This window comes from Campylobacter concisus (assembly GCF_002092845.1).
Taxonomy (GTDB): domain Bacteria; phylum Campylobacterota; class Campylobacteria; order Campylobacterales; family Campylobacteraceae; genus Campylobacter_A; species Campylobacter_A concisus_AQ.
Genome location: NZ_LVXF01000002.1, coordinates 1 through 21,865 on the forward strand (window position 1 = coordinate 1; position 21,865 = coordinate 21,865).

The 21,865-nt window shown below is 40.0% G+C and carries 17 protein-coding genes and 1 pseudogene; 15 read left to right on the forward strand and 3 right to left on the reverse strand.

The window, feature by feature from the left end:
- Nucleotides 1–609, reverse strand: a 609-nt coding sequence (locus A3854_RS01335) for a pseudouridine synthase family protein (protein ID WP_084040998.1), incomplete at its 3' end; no start/stop codon positions are given.
- A 184-nt stretch (nucleotides 610–793) separates the two neighbouring features.
- On the opposite strand from A3854_RS01335, the gene purB reads away from it, so the two are divergent.
- The 15 genes and pseudogenes from purB to A3854_RS01410 all read left to right on the forward strand — a co-directional run bounded on the left by purB (nucleotide 794) and on the right by A3854_RS01410 (nucleotide 18,415).
- Nucleotides 794–2,125, forward strand: a complete 1,332-nt coding sequence (gene purB, locus A3854_RS01340) for an adenylosuccinate lyase (protein WP_084040999.1) — start codon at nucleotides 794–796, stop codon at nucleotides 2,123–2,125.
- A gap of 228 nt (nucleotides 2,126–2,353) precedes the next feature.
- Nucleotides 2,354–4,729: a ribonucleoside-diphosphate reductase subunit alpha gene (locus A3854_RS01345; protein ID WP_084041000.1), complete on the forward strand. Its 2,376-nt coding sequence runs from the start codon at nucleotides 2,354–2,356 to the stop codon at nucleotides 4,727–4,729.
- Nucleotides 4,730–4,748: 19 nt separating this feature from the next.
- On the forward strand, nucleotides 4,749–6,536 hold the full coding sequence (locus tag A3854_RS01350) for an ATP-dependent nuclease (RefSeq protein WP_084041001.1): 1,788 nt from the start codon (nucleotides 4,749–4,751) through the stop codon (nucleotides 6,534–6,536).
- Nucleotides 6,537–6,992: 456 nt separating this feature from the next.
- Nucleotides 6,993–9,275 (forward strand): annotated as a pseudogene (locus A3854_RS01355) (ribonucleoside triphosphate reductase).
- A gap of 84 nt (nucleotides 9,276–9,359) precedes the next feature.
- Entirely contained in the window at nucleotides 9,360–10,034 is a 675-nt protein-coding gene (locus A3854_RS01360) for an anaerobic ribonucleoside-triphosphate reductase activating protein (RefSeq protein ID WP_084041003.1), read from the forward strand.
- A 74-nt stretch (nucleotides 10,035–10,108) separates the two neighbouring features.
- A complete protein-coding gene (locus A3854_RS01365) occupies nucleotides 10,109–11,254 on the forward strand; it encodes an iron-containing alcohol dehydrogenase (protein WP_084041004.1) in 1,146 nt (381 codons plus the stop codon).
- A gap of 29 nt (nucleotides 11,255–11,283) precedes the next feature.
- Nucleotides 11,284–11,925: an NAD(P)H-binding protein gene (locus tag A3854_RS01370; protein ID WP_084041005.1), complete on the forward strand. Its 642-nt coding sequence runs from the start codon at nucleotides 11,284–11,286 to the stop codon at nucleotides 11,923–11,925.
- Entirely contained in the window at nucleotides 11,922–12,692 is a 771-nt protein-coding gene (locus tag A3854_RS01375) for an SDR family NAD(P)-dependent oxidoreductase (RefSeq protein ID WP_084041006.1), read from the forward strand. Before A3854_RS01370 ends, A3854_RS01375 begins: the two co-directional genes overlap by 4 nt.
- 71 nt (nucleotides 12,693–12,763) lie before the next feature.
- Nucleotides 12,764–14,200, forward strand: coding sequence for a subtype B tannase (locus tag A3854_RS01380; protein ID WP_084041007.1), 1,437 nt, complete (start codon nucleotides 12,764–12,766; stop codon nucleotides 14,198–14,200).
- A gap of 15 nt (nucleotides 14,201–14,215) precedes the next feature.
- Entirely contained in the window at nucleotides 14,216–14,896 is a 681-nt protein-coding gene (locus A3854_RS01385) for a putative quinol monooxygenase (RefSeq protein WP_084041008.1), read from the forward strand.
- A gap of 8 nt (nucleotides 14,897–14,904) precedes the next feature.
- Nucleotides 14,905–16,476: a tannase/feruloyl esterase family alpha/beta hydrolase gene (locus tag A3854_RS01390; RefSeq protein WP_084041009.1), complete on the forward strand. Its 1,572-nt coding sequence runs from the start codon at nucleotides 14,905–14,907 to the stop codon at nucleotides 16,474–16,476.
- 29 nt (nucleotides 16,477–16,505) lie between these two features.
- Nucleotides 16,506–17,066, forward strand: coding sequence for an NAD(P)H-dependent oxidoreductase (locus A3854_RS01395; RefSeq protein ID WP_084041010.1), 561 nt, complete (start codon nucleotides 16,506–16,508; stop codon nucleotides 17,064–17,066).
- A 38-nt stretch (nucleotides 17,067–17,104) separates the two neighbouring features.
- Nucleotides 17,105–17,287, forward strand: a complete 183-nt coding sequence (locus A3854_RS01400; protein ID WP_307781501.1) for a DUF2798 domain-containing protein — start codon at nucleotides 17,105–17,107, stop codon at nucleotides 17,285–17,287.
- A 93-nt stretch (nucleotides 17,288–17,380) separates the two neighbouring features.
- The gene (locus A3854_RS01405; RefSeq protein ID WP_021091887.1) at nucleotides 17,381–18,025 is read left to right on the forward strand and encodes a ferritin family protein; all 645 of its coding nucleotides are present in this window, start codon (nucleotides 17,381–17,383) and stop codon (nucleotides 18,023–18,025) included.
- Nucleotides 18,026–18,124: 99 nt separating this feature from the next.
- Nucleotides 18,125–18,415, forward strand: a complete 291-nt coding sequence (locus A3854_RS01410) for a DUF5339 domain-containing protein (protein WP_084041012.1) — start codon at nucleotides 18,125–18,127, stop codon at nucleotides 18,413–18,415.
- 29 nt (nucleotides 18,416–18,444) lie between these two features.
- Here A3854_RS01410 and rmuC read toward each other — a convergent pair whose 3' ends face one another.
- Both rmuC and ilvD read right to left on the reverse strand, forming a co-directional pair.
- Nucleotides 18,445–20,013, reverse strand: coding sequence for a DNA recombination protein RmuC (gene rmuC / locus A3854_RS01415; protein WP_084041013.1), 1,569 nt, complete (start codon nucleotides 20,011–20,013; stop codon nucleotides 18,445–18,447).
- A 79-nt stretch (nucleotides 20,014–20,092) separates the two neighbouring features.
- Nucleotides 20,093–21,766 carry a dihydroxy-acid dehydratase gene (gene ilvD, locus A3854_RS01420; protein WP_084041014.1) on the reverse strand — a complete coding sequence of 558 codons (1,674 nt, stop codon included), beginning with the start codon at nucleotides 21,764–21,766 and terminating at the stop codon, nucleotides 20,093–20,095.
- Nucleotides 21,767–21,865 lie beyond the last annotated feature (99 nt).

Here is a 21,865-nt window from a genome sequence, read left to right on the forward strand (position 1 = left end):
ATCGTCAAAATATCTGATCGGCAAAATTTTAGTCACAGCGCTCTTGCCGTTTTTGCAAATTTGCATCCGCATTTTCACATCGTCGTAGTTGTTTGCTAGATCCATTTTGGCATCGATCATAAATTCTCGTTCGATCTTACCTTGTACCATTGCGACGTAGCTTTTAAAAACCTCTCTATTTTCAAAAATTTTCTTTAGTTTAATCGTAGAATTTCTATCTTTGCCCACGACTATCACACCGCTCGTCTCAAAGTCCAGCCTATGTGCCACGCTTGCATCTCGTCCAAAAAGTGTATAAATTTCATCATTTAGCGAGTACTCACAGTGTCTGCCATTTGGGTGGCTCAGCACCCCGCTTGGCTTGTCAAATACCGCAAAGCTTTCGCACTCAAAGATCGGCTTAAGTCCCTTTGGCTCAGCCTCATAGTCGATTAAAAAGACATCGCCACACAAAACGGCATTTTTCTCAATCACGACACTACCGCTACATATCAGCCTACCTTTATCTATGAGGCGTTGCGCTTCTCTCATACTAAAGCCAGTTTTCATTAAAATTTTATACGCTTTTTGTTTGTTTGCAGTGGCAATAAATTTATTTACGTAGGGCAAGGTAATCCTTTTAAAAACGAGTGAGTTAGCTTAAGCACAAATTTATAAGCGTATAACCGACATTTCAGCACGGATTTTATATAATCCAAACTTAAATTTTATAAAATTATACGATGTGATTTTTAGCTTTCAAGGCTAAAATTTACTTTTATGATGAAGAAAACTAATACAAAAAGGTTCAACAATGGTCGAAAGATACTCGCGTAAAGAGATGGCTGAAAAGTGGAGCATACAAGCAAAATATGATGCTTGGCTCAAGGTAGAAAAAGCTGCAGTTAAAGCTTGGAATAAGCTTGGCTTCATAAGCGACGGCGACTGTGAGAAAATTTGCAAAAACGCTAAATTTGAAGTAGCTCGTATCGATGAGATAGAAAAGACAACAAAACACGACGTCATCGCATTTCTAACAAGTGTCAGCGAGAGCCTTGGCGAGGAGAGCAGGTTCGTACACTACGGCATGACCTCAAGCGACTGCATCGACACAGCCGTTGCACTTCAGATGAAAGAGAGTCTAGAGCTCATCATCAGCGACGTAGAGGAGTTCATGCAGGCGGTCAAAAACAGAGCAAATGAGCACAAACACACACTCATGGTTGGCAGAAGCCACGGCATCCACGGCGAACCGATAACTTTTGGCCTTGTGCTTGCCATCTGGTACGATGAGATCGCAAGGGCGCTAAAGCTCATCAAAGACGCAAAAGATACGATCAGCTACGGTAAACTCTCAGGCGCTATGGGAAATTTGGCCCACGCTCCGATGGAATTTGAAGAGCTAACATGCGAGGAGCTAGGTCTTAAGGCTGCCCCAGCGTCAAACCAAGTGATCCAGCGTGACCGCTACGCGCATGTGGTGAGCGCCATCGCAGTTTTAGCCTCTACTTGCGAGAAGATCGCAGTTGCTATTAGACACTACCAAAGGACCGAGGTTTATGAGGCAGAGGAGTATTTTAGTCCAGGACAAAAAGGCTCAAGCGCTATGCCACACAAACGCAATCCAGTCCTTAGCGAAAACATCACCGGCCTTTGCAGAGTGCTACGCTCATACGTCACGCCTTCTCTTGAAAACGTCGCCCTTTGGCACGAGCGCGACATCAGCCACAGCTCAGTTGAGAGATTTATCCTACCAGATATGTTTATCACGGCTGATTTTATGCTGGTTCGCATCAAAAATTTGATAGCAAATTTAGTCGTCTATCCAGAAAATATGATGAAAAATTTAAATTTAACAGGCGGACTAGTCTTTTCACAGCGCGTACTTTTGCAGCTACCACAACGTGGAATTTCTAGAGAGGACGCCTACAAGATCGTTCAGCGCAATGCTATGAAGGTCTGGGCAGACTTGCAAGAGGGTAAAAAAGCGATCGACGAGCAAGGTCACAGCCTATTTTTACAAAATTTACTAAACGACGAGGATCTAACCAAGAGCCTTAGCAAAGATGAGATCAAAGAGTGCTTTGACCACAACTACTACACTAAAAACGTAGATAGAATTTTCACCAGGGTCTTTGGCAAGTAAATTTAAATGCAAGAAGCAAATTTATGCTTCTTGCTTCAAGACATCGCTTCAAAAATTTTTTACAATCATTTTAAAATAAGATCAAATTTTTTAATTTTTTAATTTTTTAAAAATAAAATATTATTTTTTGAGTCAAATTTTATATTTAAGAGCACTTTTTTAACAAAGAGAGTTTTTATCTCCTTTTGGATAAAATCCCAAATTAAAATTTAACATGGAGAGATATTTTTGAAAGTTATAAAACGTAATGGCAGAACCGAAGAGCTTGATATCAGTAAGATCAAAAAATACACAAACGAAGCAGTTCTTGGACTGAGCAATGTAAGCCTTAGCGAGCTTGAGGTAGATGCGAAAATCCAGTTTAGGGACATGATCACGACTGAGGAAATTCAGCAGACTCTTATAAAAACAGCAGTTGATAAGATCGACATCGACCGCCCAAATTGGACATTTGTCGCTGCAAGGCTATTTTTATACGATCTTTATCACAAAGTATCTGGCTTTAACGGCTACAATCACTTAAAAGATTATCTAGTAAAAGGTGAAAAAGTAGGCCGTATCATCCCTGGACTAAAAGAGAAGTACGATCTTGAGGATCTAAACGCTTACATTAGGCCTGAGCGTGACCTTCAGTTTGCATACCTTGGTATCAAAACGCTTTATGACCGCTATCTCATCAAAGATAAGAATGGCATGCCAATAGAGCTACCACAGCACATGTTTATGGCAATTGCGATGTTTCTTGCACAAAACGAGCTAGACAGCCAAGGCTGGGCTAAGAAATTTTACGACCTTATCTCTAAATTTGAAGTGATGCTCGCCACCCCAACGCTTTCAAACGCAAGGACTACACGCCACCAGCTAAGTAGCTGTTACGTAGGCAGCACGCCCGATAATATCGAGGGCATTTTTGATAGCTACAAAGAGATGGCGCTACTTTCAAAATTTGGCGGCGGTATCGGCTGGGACTGGAGCAAGGTACGTGCGATGGGCGGCAGTATCGACGGACACAAAAACGCAGCTGGCGGTATCATACCATTTTTAAAAGTGACAAACGACATAGCAGTAGCGGTCGATCAGCTAGGCACTAGAAAGGGCGCGATCGCTGTTTATATCGAGCCTTGGCACATGGACGTGAGCGATTTTCTCGATCTTCGTAAAAACTCAGGCGAAGAGAGACGCCGCGCACACGAGCTTTTCCCTGCGCTTTGGATAAACGACCTATTTATGAAGCGTGTCAAAGAAAATGGCCGCTGGAGCCTCTTTGACCCAGCTCAAGTAAGCGACCTTTGCGACCTTTATGGTGAGGAGTTTGAGAAGAGATACTTAGAGTATGAAAACGACGAAAATATCCAGAAAAATACCATCCTTGCAAAAGAGCTTTGGAAGAAAATTTTAACCAGCTATTTTGAAACGGGCATGCCATTTTTGTGCTTTAAAGATAATGCCAACAAAGCAAATCCAAACGACCACGAGGGCATCATCAGAAGCTCAAATTTATGCACCGAAATTTTCCAAAACACAGCGCCAAACTACTATAAGATCAAGATCACTTATGAAGATGGCGGCGAGGAGCTATTTGACGAAGAAGAAGACGTCACTGTAGATAGTGGCATAACTAAAAAAGCCAAAAAGCTTAGCGCGCTTGATAGCATAAAAGGCAAGCAAATTTTTATCGTAGAAAAAGAGAGCATCGAGGGCAAAACGGCAGTTTGCAACCTTGCAAGTATAAATTTGAGTAAGATAAACAGCAAAGAGGACATCGAGCGTGTCGTGCCGATAGCTATCAGGATGCTTGATAATGTTATAGATCTAAATTTCTACCCGCACAAAAAGGTAAAACACACAAACCTATCTTCTCGCTCGATCGGACTTGGCGTCATGGGCGAGGCGCAAATGCTAGCTGAGAAAAATGTAAAATGGGGCAGCTATGAGCATTTGGCTCTCATTGATAGCATAATGGAAAACATAAGCTACAACGCGATCTATGCTAGCTCAAATTTAGCCGTAGAAAAGGGCGTCTATCCAAAATTTGAAGGCTCAAAATGGAGCAAAGGCATCATGCCGATAGACACCGCAAACGAGAACGCAAAAGCGCTTTTAAACGACAAAGGCGGGCTATTTGACGAAAATGTCTGCGACTGGGACAAGCTAAGAGAAAAGGTTAAGCGTGACGGAATGAGAAATGGCTACCTAATGGCGATCGCTCCAACTAGCTCGATCTCGATCCTTGTTGGCACTACTCAAACTATCGAGCCAGTCTATAAGCGCAAGTGGTTTGAGCACAACCTAAGCGGTATGATCCCAAATGTCGTGCCAAATTTAAGCCCTGATACTTGGCAGTTTTACACGCCAGCTTATGAGCTTGATCAGAGAATTCTTATAAAAGTAGGCGCGATCCGCCAAAAGTGGATCGATCAAGGTCAAAGTCTAAATATCTTCATGAGCTTAGACAAAGCAAGCGGCGGATATCTAAGTGAAATTTACACACTTGCATGGGAGCTTGGACTAAAATCAACCTACTATTTACGCTCAGAGTCACCAGACAGTGAAAAACTAAACGACGTAGCTGACCGCTCGATCGAATGCGAAGGATGTCAGTAGAGAACAAAAGGATTAATATATGAAACTAGATAGATTTGAAATAAAGAATTTTCGTTCTATAGAAGATATGAAGATAGATATCAAAGAAAAAAATGGAAAAAAATGTTTAATATTAGTAGGCAAAAATGAGGCAGGAAAAAGTAATATATTAAAGGCCATATCCGCAGTATTTAATGGATATAAGGTTGGCATAAAAGATCAAAGAAAAACAGCTTCGGATAATGATGAATATTATATTGATGCTATCTTTAAGCTTACACAAAAAGACATTAGTGATATTAAAGAAAAATTAATCGAAGAATATCATATAGAAAGTCTAGATATTTTTGAAAATAATTTAAGTATTGAAAGCTTTATTCAAGAAGCTTTTGGTGAAATGATATTAACATTGAGTATAAAAGATAATGATACACCGAGCTTAATCTACCGAGAATATGAAGAATTAAATGATAAATATAAAATATCTAACTTATTCTACTATAGTACAGATAATAAACAAATTGCAAAATTAGAAGGTGAAAGTAATAGTCCTTTGCTTGAGCCTTTGACATATGATTACATAGAGAGAATTGTGTTTGAAATAATAAAAAATATAAAGCCCATGGAAAATATTTATAGGCGAGCTATATTTTGGGAGTATAGCGATAGTCATTTATTACCACCTAACGTAAATATAGAAAACTTTAAAAATAACCCAGACATATGTATGCCTTTAAAAAATATTTTTTATTTAAGCAATATAAAAGATATTCAACAAGATATTGAAAATGCAGCCAAAAAAGATAAAGGACTACATAGCTTTTTAGACAATATATCTAATAAAGCAACAAAAGAATTTAGAGAAATATGGCCCGACTTAAAAAATATAGAGTTTGTTATAACGAAAGATGGTGAAGAGTTTGATATACGAATAAAAGAAAAAGAGTTTTATTCTAATGAAGATAGAAGTGATGGCTTTAAAAGATTTATAGCAATATTACTTATGTTGTCGATCGAATCTAGAACACGAAAATATAATAGATTAATCTTATTTGATGAACCAGATGCTTTTTTATATCCAACTAGTGCAAAATTTTTAAAAGAAGAATTATTAAAAATTTCAGAAAAAGATATTGTAATATATTCTACGCATTCCCCTTTTATGATAGACAACGAGTGCATAGAAAGACATCTGGTTATAGAAAGAAAGGACGATATTTCAGAAATAGTCCCACAAGACGAATCACCGTTTCAAGAAGACGAACTTTTAAAAAGAGCAATTGGAAGCCATATATTTGAAAGTATACAGTCAAAAAATATTATTTTTGAAGGATATACGGATTATAAAGTGTTTAAAATTGCTTATAGTGACAAAGATTTTAAAGATTGCGGTCTAGTTTATATGGGAGGCATAAAAGAAGTTAATATAATAACTACAATGATGATGCTAACTAGAAAAAAATTTCTCATAATATCCGATAGTGATGAAACTTCAAAGAACAAAAGAAAAGATTTTGAAAAAGATTTTCCTGATTTAAAAGAAAATTGGCTTGAGTATGATGAAGTTTGCGATAAATCCAATAAAATAAAAACACTTGAAGATTTTTATGAAGTAGATTATTTGTCAGCTAAAATCAAACAGTATAACGAAAACTATGACTACGATAAAAAGAAATCTAGCATTGACAATATAGATAAAGCCGTAAGTCAAGATAAAGAAAAAAGGCAAGAGATAAAAAATGCACTAGCAATTAATGCTAAAAAAGAAAATATCAAAAAAGAATATTTTGATTTTATTCAAAAGATCAAAGATAAATTAGGTAGTTAGAAAATTAATGTAATAGATTTATAGTGCCGTTTTTTTATAGCTTGCATGCAATCATAATCCATGCTTTATTTTATTGCTTAAAAATATCGTATTATATAGTTTTTCTTGATAGCGATCCACTTTAAGACTAGTAGATATTTGCTATTTGTATATTCATCTAAGTCATTTTTATCTTTTTAAATTTCTGAAATGATACTCAAATAAGCTTGATTGATTTGTAAAATTTTTAAATATAATACTTTAAAAACTAAAACTAAAAAATTATTTAAGTAAAAATAATCAAATTTTAGTTTAAAGTACATAAACTAGGTAGAAATATACTTAAGAAAACTTTCCAAAATTTTATATTTTTTGATAAATATTATTAAACAAAATAAAATAGTTATCTATTGTTTAAGCTTTCTTGTCCTATACTTTTAAACTTTATATTGAAAAATTTAGAAGAAAGAGCGAGTAATGCGTGAGATTTTGAAGAGAGATGGCACAAGACAAGAATTTGTAGCATATAAGATAGTAGATGCGATAAAAAAAGCATTTGCTAGCGAAAATTTAGCTTATGATGAGAAAGTTTTTACAAATGTTGTCCAAGATATCTTTCAAAAATCAAGCGCGATAACAGTCGAAGACATCCAAGATGCGATCGAAAAAGAGCTATTTAATAGCGGGTATTTCGACGTTTTAAAGAGCTTTATGCTCTACCGCCACACGCATAAGCTTCAACGCGAGCAAATTTTAGGCCTAAATGACGATACGACTTACATAAATTCAACTCAAACTATAAATGAGTATATAAACGGCACCGACTGGAGAATTTCTGCAAACTCAAACACAAGCTACTCAAACGCAGGCCTTATAAACAACACCGCTGGCAAAGTCATAGCAAACTACTGGCTAGACGCTGTTTATAGTAAAGAAGAGGGTCTTGCTCACAGAAATGGCGACTACCACATCCACGACCTTGACTGCCTTACAGGGTATTGTGCTGGCTGGAGCTTGCGAGCCTTGTTAAATGAGGGCTTTAACGGCGTTCGTGGCAGAGTTGAGAGTAAAGCACCAAAGCATTTTAGAGAGGCGCTTTATCAAATGGCAAATTTCTTAGGAATTTTGCAAAGCGAGTGGGCTGGTGCTCAGGCGTTTTCTAGCTTTGATACCTACCTTGCGCCTTACGTTTTTAAAGATGATCTAAGTGACGCTGAGATCAAAAAGGCGATCACTAGCTTTATTTTTAACCTAAACGTGCCTGCACGCTGGGGACAAAGTCCATTTACAAACGTAACAATAGACATCACCTGCCCAAGCGACCTAAGAGATCAGATCCCAACGAGCGATGATATACATCTCTTTACTAACGTAAAAGATGAGAAAATTTTGAAAAAAGCAAACGAGCGTGGCAGGAAAAATTTGATCGATATGACTTATAAGGACTTTGAGCCTGAGATGGCACGCATAGACAAGGCTTTCTACGAGGTCTTAACAGCTGGCGACAAGTGCTCGCAGCCTTTTACATTTCCGATACCAACGGTAAATATTACAGAGGATTTTGATTGGGATAGCGAAGTGGCGGATGTACTCTTTGAAAACACCGCCAAAATGGGCTCAAGCTACTTTCAAAATTTTATCGGCTCACAATACACTTATGACGAAAATGGCAATAAGATAGAAAACGAAAAAGCCTACAAACCAGGACATGTCCGCTCTATGTGCTGCCGCTTGCAGCTTGATCTAAGGGAACTTTTAAAACGAGGTGGTGGTCTTTTTGGTAGTGCAGAGATGACAGGCTCTATCGGCGTTGTTACTATAAATTTAGCTCGCCTAGGATACAACTTCAAAGGCGATAAAGTCGCACTTTATAACAGGCTAAGCTATCTTTTAGAACTTGCTAAATCAACGCTTGAAAAAAAGCGTAAATTTATCCAAGAGATGTATGACAGAGGGCTTTATCCTTATACGGCTAGATATCTAAAGCACTTTAACAACCACTTTAGCACAATCGGTATAAATGGCATGAACGAGCTTCTTAGAAATTTCACAAATGATAAAGAGAATATCTCAACAAAATTTGGACGTGATTTTGCTATTGAGATGGTTGAGTTTTTGCGCGACAAGATAAGGACATTTCAAGAAGAGACTGGAAATTTATACAACCTTGAGGCGACTCCAGCTGAAGGCACAACATACCGCTTTGCCAAAGAGGATAAAAAGCGCTATCCAGACATCATCCAAGCAGGTGGTGGGGAGAATATTTACTACACAAACTCAACCCAGCTTCCAGCAAATTTTACAGATGATGCTTACGAGGCACTTGATTTGCAAGATGATCTTCAGACTTCATACACTGGTGGCACAGTATTTCACCTTTATATGAAAGAAAGGATCAGCTCACCTAAAGCTTGCAAGGAGCTTGTAAAGAGCATAATCTCAAATTATAAGCTTCCATATATCACGATAACGCCTGTGTTTAGCGTTTGTTCAAAGCATGGCTACATTGCTGGAGAACATGAATTTTGTCCGCTTTGTGATGCAGAATTAATAGAAAAAGAGAAAAACAATTCCAAATAAGGAGAGGAAATGACAGAAAAAGAAATTTTAGAAAAAGTACAAGATAAACGCACAAAATGCGTAGTCTATACTCGTGTTATGGGTTATCATCGCCCAGTTGAGAGCTTTAACCTTGGTAAAAAAGGTGAGCACAAAGAGCGTATTAAATTTGATGAATACGCAAGTTGCTGCAAAAGATAATCACCGCAGCCAATAAAAACACAAAAACTCAAATAAAAAAGGCACAATCTTCTGTGCCTTTTAAATCTCAAAAGGTCCATAAATTTGCATAAAGTCTTTAGTATAACGCCATTTACTACGCTTGATTATCCAGACAAAGTGGCTGCAGTAGTTTGGTTTGCAGGCTGTAATATGCGATGTGTGTATTGCTACAATATAGAAGTTGTAAATTCAAATGGCAATATAGAAATGGCTGAGGTTTGTAACTTTTTAGACCGCCGCATAGGTAAGCTAAATGGCATCGTCTTTAGCGGTGGCGAATGCACGGCAAATCCTTTGTTTTTAAAACTTGCAAGAGAGGTTAAGTCAAGAAATTTTTGCCTAAAGGTCGATACAAATGGCTCTCATATTGAGATTTTAAAAGAGGCGATAGGCGAAGGGCTGATTGACTATATCGCACTTGATTTTAAAGCGCCAAAAGAGAAATTTGTGGGCGTAACCGGCTCAAATTTATATGAAAAATTTATTAGCACACTAAAATATCTGCTTGAGATAAATTTCGATTTTGAAGTAAGAACAACCGTGCATGCAGATTTTTTAGATGAAGCAGATATTTCTTTGATGTCTGAAATTCTTTATGGCCTTGGATATAGAGGCAATTATTATTTGCAAAAATTCCTTAGCACAGGTAAAAATTTTGGAAATTTAGTTGATGCTAAAAGTAGCTTCGATCCGAAAAAAATCATCTCGAAACTTCCTATTAAACTAAGAAACTTTTAAATTTCTACTCATTATTTTTAACAAAAATTTTTGCTTTGCAAAACTATAATCATTAAAACTAATAAGGAGAAACTATGCAAAATTTCAGCTTTTTAAACCCTACTAAAATAGAATTTGGCAAAGACAAAGAGCAAAACATTGGCAGATATATGAAGGAATTTGGCGTTAAAAAGACGCTTATCATCTATGGCAGCGATAGGATCATAAAAAATAGTCTTTTTGATGTCGCAGCAAAGAGTCTAAGTGTTAATGGTATCGAGTTTTGCAAGATCGGTGGCGTGAAGTCAAATCCAGTGCTAAGCAAGGTAAATGAGGCTATAAATTTAGCTAAAAAGCAAGGTGTTGATAGTGTGCTAGCCATAGGTGGTGGCTCGGTGCTTGACACGGCAAAGGCTGTGGCCGCTGGAGTTAAATATAACGGCGATGTTTGGGACTTTTTTACCGGCAAAGATCCAAGTGAAGCGCTTATGATCTTTGACATCATAACGCTTGCAGCAACTGGCTCAGAGATGAACGGCGGCTCAGTCGTTACAAATGAAGCCACAAAAGAGAAATTTGCCATGCACGGCGCTTGTCTTTACCCAAAAGTCTCAGTGGTAAACCCGCTTCTTCAAGCAAGCGTTAGCAAGGAGTACTTGGTCTATTCGGCCTCAGACATCATCGCTCACAGCATCGAGGGCTACTTTACGGCGAGCATTCAGCCTGAGATCATAAATTTATACATCGAAGCAAACATCAAAACGGTCATGAAAACGACTGAAATTTTGCTAAAAGAGCCAGGTAATTACGACGCTAGAGGCGAGTTTGCCTGGGCTGCTACGATGGCGCTAAATGGCTTAACTTACGTTGGCACAGCTGGCTACTCATATCCAAATCACATGATCGAGCACGCCATAGGAGCGGTAGTTGATTGCGCGCATGGGGCTGGGCTAAGTGTGGTGATGCCAGCTTGGATGAAGTGGTATAAGAGTAGAAATTTAAAGGCATTTAAGCGTTTTGGCAAAGAAATTTTTGGCGTGGATGACGCGGACGAGGCTATTAAAAAGCTAAAAGAGTGGTTTAGCAAGATCGGCACGCCAACAAGCCTTATAGAAATCGGCGTTGATGAGACAAATTTAGACGAGATCATGGCGCTAGTTTATGACTACGCCAAGGGCAGGGGCTTGGAGCAAATTTATACAAAAGAGGCCATAAGTGAAATTTTTGCCTTAGCGAGATAGAATTTATCTAAATTTTACAAAGGAAAGATATGAAAAAGATCGCCCTTATAGCTGGAGCTAGCGGTGCTTTGGGAAGTGAGATTTTAAAAAATTTATGCGTGAGCGAGCATTATAGTAAGGTTATCGCCCTTGCTAGGCATGAGCTAGAATTTACCCATGAAAAGCTTGAAGTAAAGATAGTAAATTTTGACGAGCTAAAAGATGAGGTGCCATTTATCGCTGATGATGTATTTTGCGCGCTTGGCACGACGATGAAGGTGGCAAAGCACAAGGAGCAGTTTTACAAAGTCGATGTGACCTATCCGCTAAATTTTGCAAAATTTGGCTTGGAGTGTGGGGCAAAACGCTTTGTTTTACTCTCAGCCGCAGGTGCTAGCAGAAAGTCAGGCTCGTTTTACCTAAAGGCAAAAGGCCAAGCAGAAGCAAAGATAAAAGAGCTTGGATATAACTCATTTCACGTCGTTAGGCTGCCACTTATCGAGGCTGAGAGAAAGGAATTTAGGCTTGGCGAGTACCTGGCGATAAAGGCGTTTAAATTTATCCCAAAAGGCTTTTTTGACGAGTATCGTCCGATGAAGGCGGCTGACATCGCTAAGGTGATCGTGCAAGTAGCGCAAGATGACCACAGCGAGGGTGTGAAAATTTATAGCCCTATGGAGTATGTGAAGTGAAAAGATATATCGCCATCACCGGAGCAAGCTCAGGCATAGGAGCGGCCGTGACAAAGGCATTTGCAAGGCGCGGGGAGAATTTGATCCTTATTGCTAGACGCGGCGAGCTTTTAGAAAATCTAAAAAGCGAGATAGCTAAATTTTCGGGTGTTGATGTCGTTATAGAGATTTGTGATCTCTCAAAGCAAGAAAATGCCATATCCCTTTGGCGTAATTTAGAAAAATATGAGCTAAAAGCACTTATAAACAATGCTGGCTTTGGCGACTACAACAAGGTCGGCGAGCAAAATTTAGAAAAAATCACGCAGATGATAAATTTAAACATCATCTCTCTTGTGACACTCTCAACACTCTTTACGAAAAAATACAAAGACAAAGATACGCAGCTCATCAACATCTCCTCAATAGGCGGCTACAAGATCGTGCCAAACGCGGTCACGTACTGCGCTAGTAAATTTTTCGTAAGTGCCTTTAGCGAAGGACTTTACCACGAGCTAGCACAAGACAAGCAGGCAAAGATGCAAGCAAAAGTGCTAGCTCTAGCTGCCACAAAAACAGAATTTGGCATGGTGGCAACTAGCCAAGAGAGCTACGACTACGACAAAGCGTTTAAAAAGTATCACACGAGCGAGCAGATGGCGGAGTTTTTGCTTCGCCTTTATGATAGCCATTGCTGCGTTGGCTCGGTCGATAGAGATAGCTTTGAGTTTAGCCTAAGCAAGCCAAAATTTGACTACGCGATCAAATACGAGCCAAAAGATAACTAGGCGCTAAAGCCCTGGTAGCCTACGCCAAGGCTAGTAAAGCAAAAAAGTAGGACAAAATAAAAAGGCAGATCATGAAAGGCGTTAGAGTTGCTATTTTAGGGGTTTGTTTAGTAGGTGCTTGCTTTGGAAATGAACTTAAATTTGACGAGAGCAAGTTTGAGCTAAAAAGCGTGCAAGTTGGCGATAGGATACTTAAATTTAGAGCTTATGAGGGCATAGTCTATGTGGCAAAGCCAGTTAGTGACTATCAGGTGCTAAATTTTTATGTGCCAGAGGGTAAATTTAGCGACCAAAAGACGGCCATTTTTATGCCAAATGCTATTGGCGGCTACATGAGCGCAATGCCACAAAAGCCAGAAATCCAAAACGAAAAACCAAATGCCACCCTCGAAGCGCTTCTTAGAGGCTACGTCGTGGCAAGCGTTGGCGCTAGGGGCAGGACTCTAAAAGAGGGCGAGCGCTTCATCGGCAAAGCCCCAGCTGCGATAGTTGATCTAAAAGCGGCCGTTAGATATCTTAAATTTAACGACAAATTTATGCCAGGCGACGCAAATAAGATCATCTCAAACGGCACGAGCGCAGGTGGCGCGATGTCAGCACTTTTAGGCGTTAGCGCAAAGGCAAAAGAGTATGAGCCATATCTTAAAGAGCTAGGCGCTGCAAAGGCGGATGATCAAATTTACGCCGTCTCAGCCTACTGTCCTGTTACAAATTTGGAGCATGAAGACGAGGCGTATGAGTGGATGTTTGGGGATTTGGATAAATTTGAAAGGATTGATTTTACAAGTCTTGACGCGGCTAGCTTTAACGACAGGAGCAAAAAGCCAAAGATGATCACAGGCGAGCTAAACGCCACGCAAAAAGAGCTCTCGCGCGAGCTAAAGAGTAAATTCCCAGCCTATCTAAACTCGCTAAATTTAAAAGACGCCAAAGGCCACGCACTAAGCCTTGATGAAAATGGCGAGGGCAGCTTCAAAGAGTATATAAACGCTCTCATCTCAAATGCTTTTACCGCTACAAAAAGCAGCGACAAAAGCACGCTCACGCCTAAATTTATCACTCTTGACACACAGGGCTGCTCGCTTGGATATACATTTAAGCTAGAAGACTTCATAGCCTCGCTAAAACGCGCTAAAGCGGTGGTTGCCTTTGACGGATTTGGGCTAGAAAATCCTGAAAATGACCTCTTTGGCGATAGCAAAACGCCTGCAAAGCACTTTACTAAATTTGCAAAAGAGCGAAGCAAAGGCGAGATGGCGGAGGCTGGCGTCATAAAGATGATGAATGTAATGAACTACGCTAAAAATAAAAATTCGGCGAAATTTTACCGCATAAGACAGGGCACAAACGACACCGACTTAGCCCTTGTGGTGCCTGCTGTGCTCGCACTTTCGCTTAAAAATGCTGGCAAAGAGGTTGATTTCGAAGCGGTCTGGGGGCAAGGTCATGGCGGTGACTACGACTTAGACGAGCTTTTTGCTTGGGTGAAAAGAGTTGAGCAGAGATAAATTTAAGGAGATTTGATGTTTGAAAAGCTATTTTTACTAGCGGTTTTGGCGGCATTTGCCTTTGGAGCGGAGGCGAAAGTGAGCTTATACGAGCTGCTTTCTACGCCAAATAACAAGAGCTTGCTAAAGCGTCTTGGCAGGGAAAATATTCTTAGCTCAAAGAGCGAGCCAGGCACGCAGGCGATCTTTTTTGCGAGCGCAAAGAGCAAGCCAGAGCTATTTTACGTGCTTGAGTTTTACAAGGACGAGGCGGCTTATAAAAAGCATATAAGCTCGGCGCATTTTAAGAAATTTGTAAGTGCGAGTGATGAAATTTTAGCTAGTAAAAAGGCTATAAGCGTGAAAAAGAGGGCTGCGTTTTCTAAAAATTTAACGCCAGAGCGCCTAGAAGACGCCTACCTTCACATCACAAATTTAAGCCTTAAGGCAAAGAGCGATGCGAAATTTGAAAAGATCATCAAAAAATATATGCAAAAAAGCGTAGATGAGGGCGCTTACGCGCAGTTTGCCTTTAGTCAAAAAGAGGCACCTAGAAAGTGGGTGCTGGTTGAAATTTACAAAGACGAAGCTAGCTTTGAGAGCTACCGCCACAGCGAAAACTACAAGGCTTATGCCAAAGAGCGAGCTGGGCTAATAGATGAATTTGACGGCTTTGGTCTAAAAAACGAGACCTCATTTAGCAAGGTAAAATTTTAGGAGATGTTATGAATAAAATTTCACTTTTTTGCGCACTTGCACTCATTGGCAGCACGGCTTTTGCCCTTGATAAGGCAGGATGTGAGAGTTTAAAAGATGTGAAAATTTTAAACAACGAGATGATAGATGCGGTGTGGAATGAGAGTGGCGAAGTATCAGCCGATAAGATGTCTGCGCTAACTGGTGGCAGTAAAAACACTATCAAAGCAAAGCCTCACTGCGTGGTGCATGGCAAACTCTATAAGCGCACTGGAAGTGACGGCAAAGAGTATGCGATTGATTACGAGCTAAGGCTGCCAGAGCAGTGGAATGAGAAGTTTTTATTTCAAGGTGGGGGCGGCATGGACGGCTTTGTAGCACCTGCTCTTGGCGCGGTGCCGATACGCACAAGCACAGCCACACCAGCGCTTCTTAGAGGCTACGCGGTAGTTACTACAAACTCAGGCCACCCAGAGCCAACGGCTGAGTTTGGGCTAGATCAGCAAGCAAGGCTAGACTACGCCTATCATGCGATCGGCAAGGTTACGGACGCAGCTAAGCAAATTTTAGCCGCCGCATACGCCAAAAAGCCAAAACATAGCTACTTTATGGGCTGCTCAAATGGCGGTAGGGCAGCACTAATCGCAGCCCAGCGCTATCCACTTGAATTTGACGGCGTCATCGCTGCAAACCCTGGCTTTAGGCTATCTCGCGCGGCGATCGCTCAGCAGTGGGACAACCAAGCCCTTATGAAGATAGCTCCAAAAAATGAAAAAGGCGAGAAAATTTTTGCAAATGCCCTAACGCAGGACGACCTTGACAAGCTAAGCCACGCCGTACTAGAAAAATGTGACGGCTTAGACGGACTAAAAGATGGGATCATCAATGCGTGGGAAGCATGCAAATTTGATCCAAAAAGTCTAAATTTAGATAAGCAAAAGATAGAGGCGATAGAGAAAATCTTTAACGGAGCCAAAAACAGCAAGGGCGAGCAAATTTATAGCGACTGGTTTTACGACTCAGGAGTGAGCGCTGAGGGCTGGAGGCAGTGGAAGCTGGGCGACTCGCAAAGTGCCAAGCCAAACGCCAGAAACATCACGCTTTCAAGCGGCTCGGTGAATTACTACTTTTTAACGCCAGCGCAGCCAAATTTTGACACGATAAATTTTGACTTTGACAAAGACACGCCAAAGACTTTTGAGACCGCAGCGATAAATGACGCCATCTCAACAGACCTTAACACATTTAGCACAAATGGTGGCAAACTCATAATAGTAACTGGCGTCTCAGACCCAGTTTTTTCAGCTAAAGATCAAAGGGACTGGTTTAAAAAGCTAGAGGCTAATAATGAAAATAGCCAAAATTTCACGGCATTTTTTGCGCTACCTGGGATGAACCACTGCGGTGGTGGCAACGGCATAGATGACGTCGATCCGCTTAGTGCGCTTGAAGCGTGGCACGAAAAGGGCGAAGCGCCAAAGAGTATGCTAGCTAAGAGCAAGACCTACGCTGGCAAGGAATTTCTAGTGTGTGCTTATCCAAAGGTGGCTATATACGTGGGTGGCGATGCAGGCAAGGCAAGTAGCTTTGTTTGCAAGTAAATTTAAGAAAGTAAATTTAAGGAGTAAAAATGAGTGAAATTTTAGTCGTATCAGGTCACACCGACCTTGAAAATTCTTTTGCGAATAAGATCATTTTAGGCGAGCTAAAAAAGCACTTGCCAGAGGCTAAATTTGACATACTAAGTGAGCTTTATAAAAACTACGTGATCGATGTAAAAGCTGAGCAAGAAAAGCTAGTAAAAGCTGATGTGATCGTGCTTGTTTATCCATTTTTCTGGTACGGTGTGCCATCTCTTTTACAAAAGTGGTTTGAGGACGTGCTAGTTCATGGCTTCTCTCATGGCAGTAGCGGAGATAAGCTACGTGACAAAAAGCTAGTACTTTCTTTTACTTCTGGCGCACCTGAGGAGCTTTATAAAAAAGAAGCACTTCAGCGATACGAGATAGAGGAATTTTTGCCGCCACTTAAGGCGTTAGCAAATACTTGCGGAATGGAGTTTGCAGGCTATGTTTATAGCGGAGGGTTATCGTATCAGAGCAGGCACGATGAGGCAAAGCTTGCTTTGATGAGGCAAAAGGCGCTCGATCACGCAAAAAGACTAGGCGAGCTGATAGGCAAAATTTCATGATACCAGCAAAATTTTATAAATATGTTTTTGCGTTTATAATGTCAGCATTTATGGCTTTTTTCATGTCATTTGTGCTGACATATCTAAACCTTGGCTTTGTTGATGGCTTTATTAAAATTTGGCTAACTGCTTACGTAAAAGCCTTTGTGGTAGCGTATCCTGTGCTTTTGCTAGTCTCTCCATTTGTAACAAAACTCACACAAATTTTATGTAAAAAATAAAATAATAATATACGTTATCAATAAAAATTATTATTTACTTATTTTAATTATTTGGTTATAATCTGATCAAAATTTATCAAAATAGGAGTCAAAATGAGACAGTACGAAACATACAAATGCGAAAAATGCGGTAACGAGATCGAGGTGCAAAAGGTTGGCGGCGGTACACTAACCTGTTGCGGCGAAGAGATGAAATGTGTGACTGAAAATTTAACAGCGGTAAATTTGATGAAGGCATTTGCTGGCGAGTCACAAGCTAGAAACAAGTATGAGCTTTATGGCGATCTAGCCAAAGAAGCAGGCTATCACGCAATAGCTAGACACTTTTACGAGGCAGCTGAAAATGAAAAATGGCACGCAAGAGCTGAGTTTAAAAAATATCACGAGCTAATGAACGATCCAATTGACAAGATGGATAAAAATTTACTTGATGCGGCAGCTGGTGAAAACTATGAGCATACGACAATGTATCCAGACTTTGCAAAGATCGCAAAAGAAGAAGAGCTAAGAGATGTTGAGAGGCTATTTAACGCGATCGGTAAGGTTGAGGTTGAGCATGAAAGAGAGTATTTGGAGCTTAAAAAGATGCTTGATGAAGAGGGCTTTTTTGAGAGCGACGAAGAGGATATCTGGGTTTGCGAGGTGTGCGGACACGTTCACAGAGGCAAAAAAGCTCCAGGTGCTTGCCCGCTTTGCAAAGCTCCAAAAGAGTATTTTAAACGCGAATTTCTAGGCTAAAAGCCAAAATAGTCGAGGTGTTTACCTTGACTATTAATTTAAGTCATAAAATATTATAAAAATGATACAATCCTTTCAAATTTTCACAAGGAGAAAGAGATGAAAAAATCACTTTTAGTTTTAGCTACTCTTGGCTTTGCACTAAGCCTAAACGCTGCAGATCTTACAGATACTTGCAAATCATACTTCTCAGACATCGATAAGATGGTTGAAGCTTACAAACAAGCTGGACAAGATCAACAAGTAAAAATGTACGAAGATCAAAAGAAACAATCAATGGATCAACTTGCTGCACTTCCAAAAGAGCAACAAGACGCTACTTGCAAACAAGCTAAAGAGATGTTTGCTCAAGTAATGGAACAAATGAAAAAACAAGGTCTTTTAAAATAAATTTTATGGCTAGACTTTCTAGCCATATCCTAATCCTCTTTTTCTAATTCGTTATTTACGCCTATTTCTTTTACTTCTATATCTTTTTGCTCGTCTGGAGACAAGCGTTTAAAATTTTCAAGTCTACTAACAAGACCATCTCTACCACTAAAACTTGATGCAAGGGCATTAAAATGTTTATTCGCAGTATTTAGTGTATTGCTAAGTCTATTCATATGCTCGGCCACATTGCGGACTTTATCATAAATTTTAATCGCACTCTTTACAATATTTTTGGCCTCTTCATTGCCACGCTCTATGCGCCATAAATTTGCCACTGTGCGAAGAATAGGCATAAGCGTAGTGTGAGATACTAGTATTACGCGCTTTTGAAATGCGTAGTCAAAAAGAGAACTATCAAATTTCATAGCCTCGATATATGCTGGCTCAATTGGTATAAACATCAATACAAAATCAGGGCTATCAGGTACGATCTCACCGTAATTTTTACTATTTAAGCTATCTATGTGATTTTTCATAGAAGCAATATGCTCTTTCAATGCTAAATTTAGCTCCTCTTCATTGCTGGCTGTGATAGCCTTTTCGTAAGCTATAAGTGAGACTTTAGAATCAACTATTAGATGCTTGCCATCTGGTATCTTTACTATAAAATCAGGAATAAGACGTTTGCCTTCTTCGTTCTTGAAATTTTGTTGTGTCAAGTAATGCTCATCTTTTATAAGTCCAGAAGCCTCAAATGTGCGTTCAAGCTGTATTTCGCCCCAGTTTCCAAGTGTTTTATTGCTACCTTTTAGTGCAGTGGCTAGCGAGTTTGCCTCTTTTGACATTGAGATACCAATCTCACCTATGTGCTTAATCTGCGTTCCTAGCGCGCTCATGCCTTTAACTGATTCGTCGTGGACTGCATTTACGCGCTCTTGAAAGGTTGAAATTTGCTCCTTTAGTGGCTTTAGTAAAAGATCTAAAGAATTTTGGCTATTTTGTGTGAAATTTGCACTTTTTTCTTCAAATATTTTATTTGCAAGATTAGAAAATTCCAGATTTAATTCATTTTTTACTTTTAATAAATTTGCCTCTTGCTCTTTTAGGCTATTCTCTTTTGCTTCTATTTCATTTCTAAGCACAGCCATATCACGTTTTAGTCTATTTTCTCTCTCACTCGCTTCAACTAAAGCATTTTTATTTTGATTTAGCTCGGCTAGTGTTGCAGTGAAATTTGCCTCGTTATTCTTGGCCCTTTCATTTGCTGTACCGATACTCTCTTTAAGCTCGTTTATCACGCGCTCCATCACGTCTTCGGCTTTGTCTTTTTGTGCTATTTTGGTTTTTAGAGCATCGATCTCACTGATGAGCTCGTCTATTCGCTCATGATTTGACATAAGTCTTGCTTTTTGCTCGCTAATTAGCTGCAGATTTTCACTATTTTTAGATACTAAATTTGTTAGATTTGATGAAATTTCAAAATTTTCTTGCTCTTTTTGCGCCAAATTTCTTTTTAGTTCGAGTTTGTCTCTATTAAATGAATAGATGACAAATATCGCAATCAAAAATAGTACTCCTAAAAATATGGCGGCATAAAAATAAAAATCTTGTTGCATTTAGTATCCTTAAAAAATGAAGAAATTTTTATATTTTTACAAAAGCAAAGAGACTACTCCTTGCTTTTGTAATAAATTTTTATGCTTCTAGCACCGCTCCGTTGCTTGCGTTTGTGACTAGTTTGCGGTATTGCCTTAGCCAGCGAGAGGTTAGCGGTTTATCAACTGGCTTAAATTCCGCTCTTCTCTTTGCGATCTCAGACTCGCTTAGGCGAACGTTTATCTCGTATTTATCGACGTCTATATCGATTATGTCGCCATCTTGTAGCAAGCCTATCATGCCACCCTCGGCTGCTTCTGGGCTCACGTGGCCGATGCTTAGACCTCTTGTCGCTCCGCTAAAGCGACCATCTGTGATGAGCGCCACGTCTGCGCCAAGGCCTCGTCCCATGATGAGTGAAGTAGGGCTTAGCATCTCTTGCATGCCAGGGCCTCCGCGCGGACCTTCGTATCGGATGACGACGACATCGCCTTTATCTACTTTGCCACTTGAGATGCCAGCTATTGCTTCATCTTGTGAGTTAAAGCAGACTGCTTTGCCGCTAAATTTACGCTCACCAACGATGCCAGCTGTCTTGATGACACAGCCTTGCTCGGCTAAATTTCCAAACAAAATGGCAAGTCCGCCAACTTGTGAATAGGCGTTTTCTACTTTGTGAATGATACTCTCATCTTTGATGTCACTTATCTTTACGCGCTCTCCCAGAGTTTCGCCACTAACTGTGAGATTGTCTAAATTTAGCATGCCATTATCTCTGCGTGAAATTTCTTTTATCACCGCATTCATACCGCCAGCTCTGCCGACATCCTCCATGTGCACGTTTGGCAAGCTTGGGCTGATCTTAGCGATGTGAGCGATGTTTTGACTGATCTTGTTTAGCTCTTTGATGTCTAAATTTACGCCAGCCTCTCTTGAGATGGCTAGCATGTGAAGAACGGTGTTGCTGCTACCACCCATCGCCATATCAACGACAAGTGCGTTGCGGATCGCCTTTTCATTTAGTATGTTTCTTATCTTAAATTTCTCATCAAGGGCGATCTCACAGATCCTGCGAGCAGCCTGCCTGATGAGCTCTTCGCGTTCAGGGGTTAGTGCAAGGATGGTGCCATTGCCAGGGAGAGCTATGCCCATTGCTTCGCAAAGTGTATTCATAGAATTTGCTGTAAACATACCGCTGCAGCTGCCACCACTTGGACATGCGTTGCACTCGATATCTTTTAGCTCGGCCTCATCTATCTCTTTGGTCTCAAATTTACCAACCGCCTCAAACGCAGTTGCAAGATCAATTGGCTTGCCATCTTTTGTGTAGCCCTTTTTCATTGGGCCACCGCTTACAAACACGGTCGGTACATTTACTCTTAAAGCGCCCATAACCATGCCAGGGACGATCTTATCGCAGTTTGGCATACAAACAAGTGCGTCAAGTGCATGAGCGTTCATCACAGTTTCTATCGAGTTTGCGATGATCTCGCGGCTAGGCAAGCTATATAGCATGCCTCCATGCCCCATCGCGATGCCATCATCCACGCCGATGCAGTTAAACTCAAATGGAATACAGCCATTTTTGCGAATTTCATCTTTTAAAATTTGTGCGTATTTGTTTAAGAAAAAGTGCCCAGGTATGATCTCTATAAAGCTGTTTGCAACGCCGATAAAGGGTTTAGCAAAGTCATCGTCTTTTAGTCCAGTCGCACGTAAAAGTGAGCGGTGTGGGGCTCTTGTGTAGCCTTTTTTGATTATGTCGCTTCTCAAATTTGATCCTTTTTTAAAATTTGAGAGGATTTTATCACATATAAAGTATCAAAGATTTTAAAAAAATTTTGCAAATTTAAAAATTTTTTTATTACATAA

Coding starts and splice junctions, on each gene's coding strand:
- A3854_RS01390 (WP_084041009.1), top strand. CDS start 14,905: ATGAATAAAATTTCACTTTTTTGCGCACTTGCACTCATTGGCAGCACG.
- A3854_RS01400 (WP_307781501.1), top strand. CDS start 17,105: ATGTCAGCATTTATGGCTTTTTTCATGTCATTTGTGCTGACATATCTA.
- A3854_RS01370 (WP_084041005.1), top strand. CDS start 11,284: ATGAAAAAGATCGCCCTTATAGCTGGAGCTAGCGGTGCTTTGGGAAGT.
- A3854_RS01410 (WP_084041012.1), top strand. CDS start 18,125: ATGAAAAAATCACTTTTAGTTTTAGCTACTCTTGGCTTTGCACTAAGC.
- A3854_RS01380 (WP_084041007.1), top strand. CDS start 12,764: ATGAAAGGCGTTAGAGTTGCTATTTTAGGGGTTTGTTTAGTAGGTGCT.
- A3854_RS01395 (WP_084041010.1), top strand. CDS start 16,506: ATGAGTGAAATTTTAGTCGTATCAGGTCACACCGACCTTGAAAATTCT.
- purB (WP_084040999.1), top strand. CDS start 794: ATGGTCGAAAGATACTCGCGTAAAGAGATGGCTGAAAAGTGGAGCATA.
- A3854_RS01365 (WP_084041004.1), top strand. CDS start 10,109: ATGCAAAATTTCAGCTTTTTAAACCCTACTAAAATAGAATTTGGCAAA.
- A3854_RS01385 (WP_084041008.1), top strand. CDS start 14,216: ATGTTTGAAAAGCTATTTTTACTAGCGGTTTTGGCGGCATTTGCCTTT.
- rmuC (WP_084041013.1), bottom strand. CDS start 20,013: ATGCAACAAGATTTTTATTTTTATGCCGCCATATTTTTAGGAGTACTA.
- A3854_RS01350 (WP_084041001.1), top strand. CDS start 4,749: ATGAAACTAGATAGATTTGAAATAAAGAATTTTCGTTCTATAGAAGAT.
- A3854_RS01405 (WP_021091887.1), top strand. CDS start 17,381: ATGAGACAGTACGAAACATACAAATGCGAAAAATGCGGTAACGAGATC.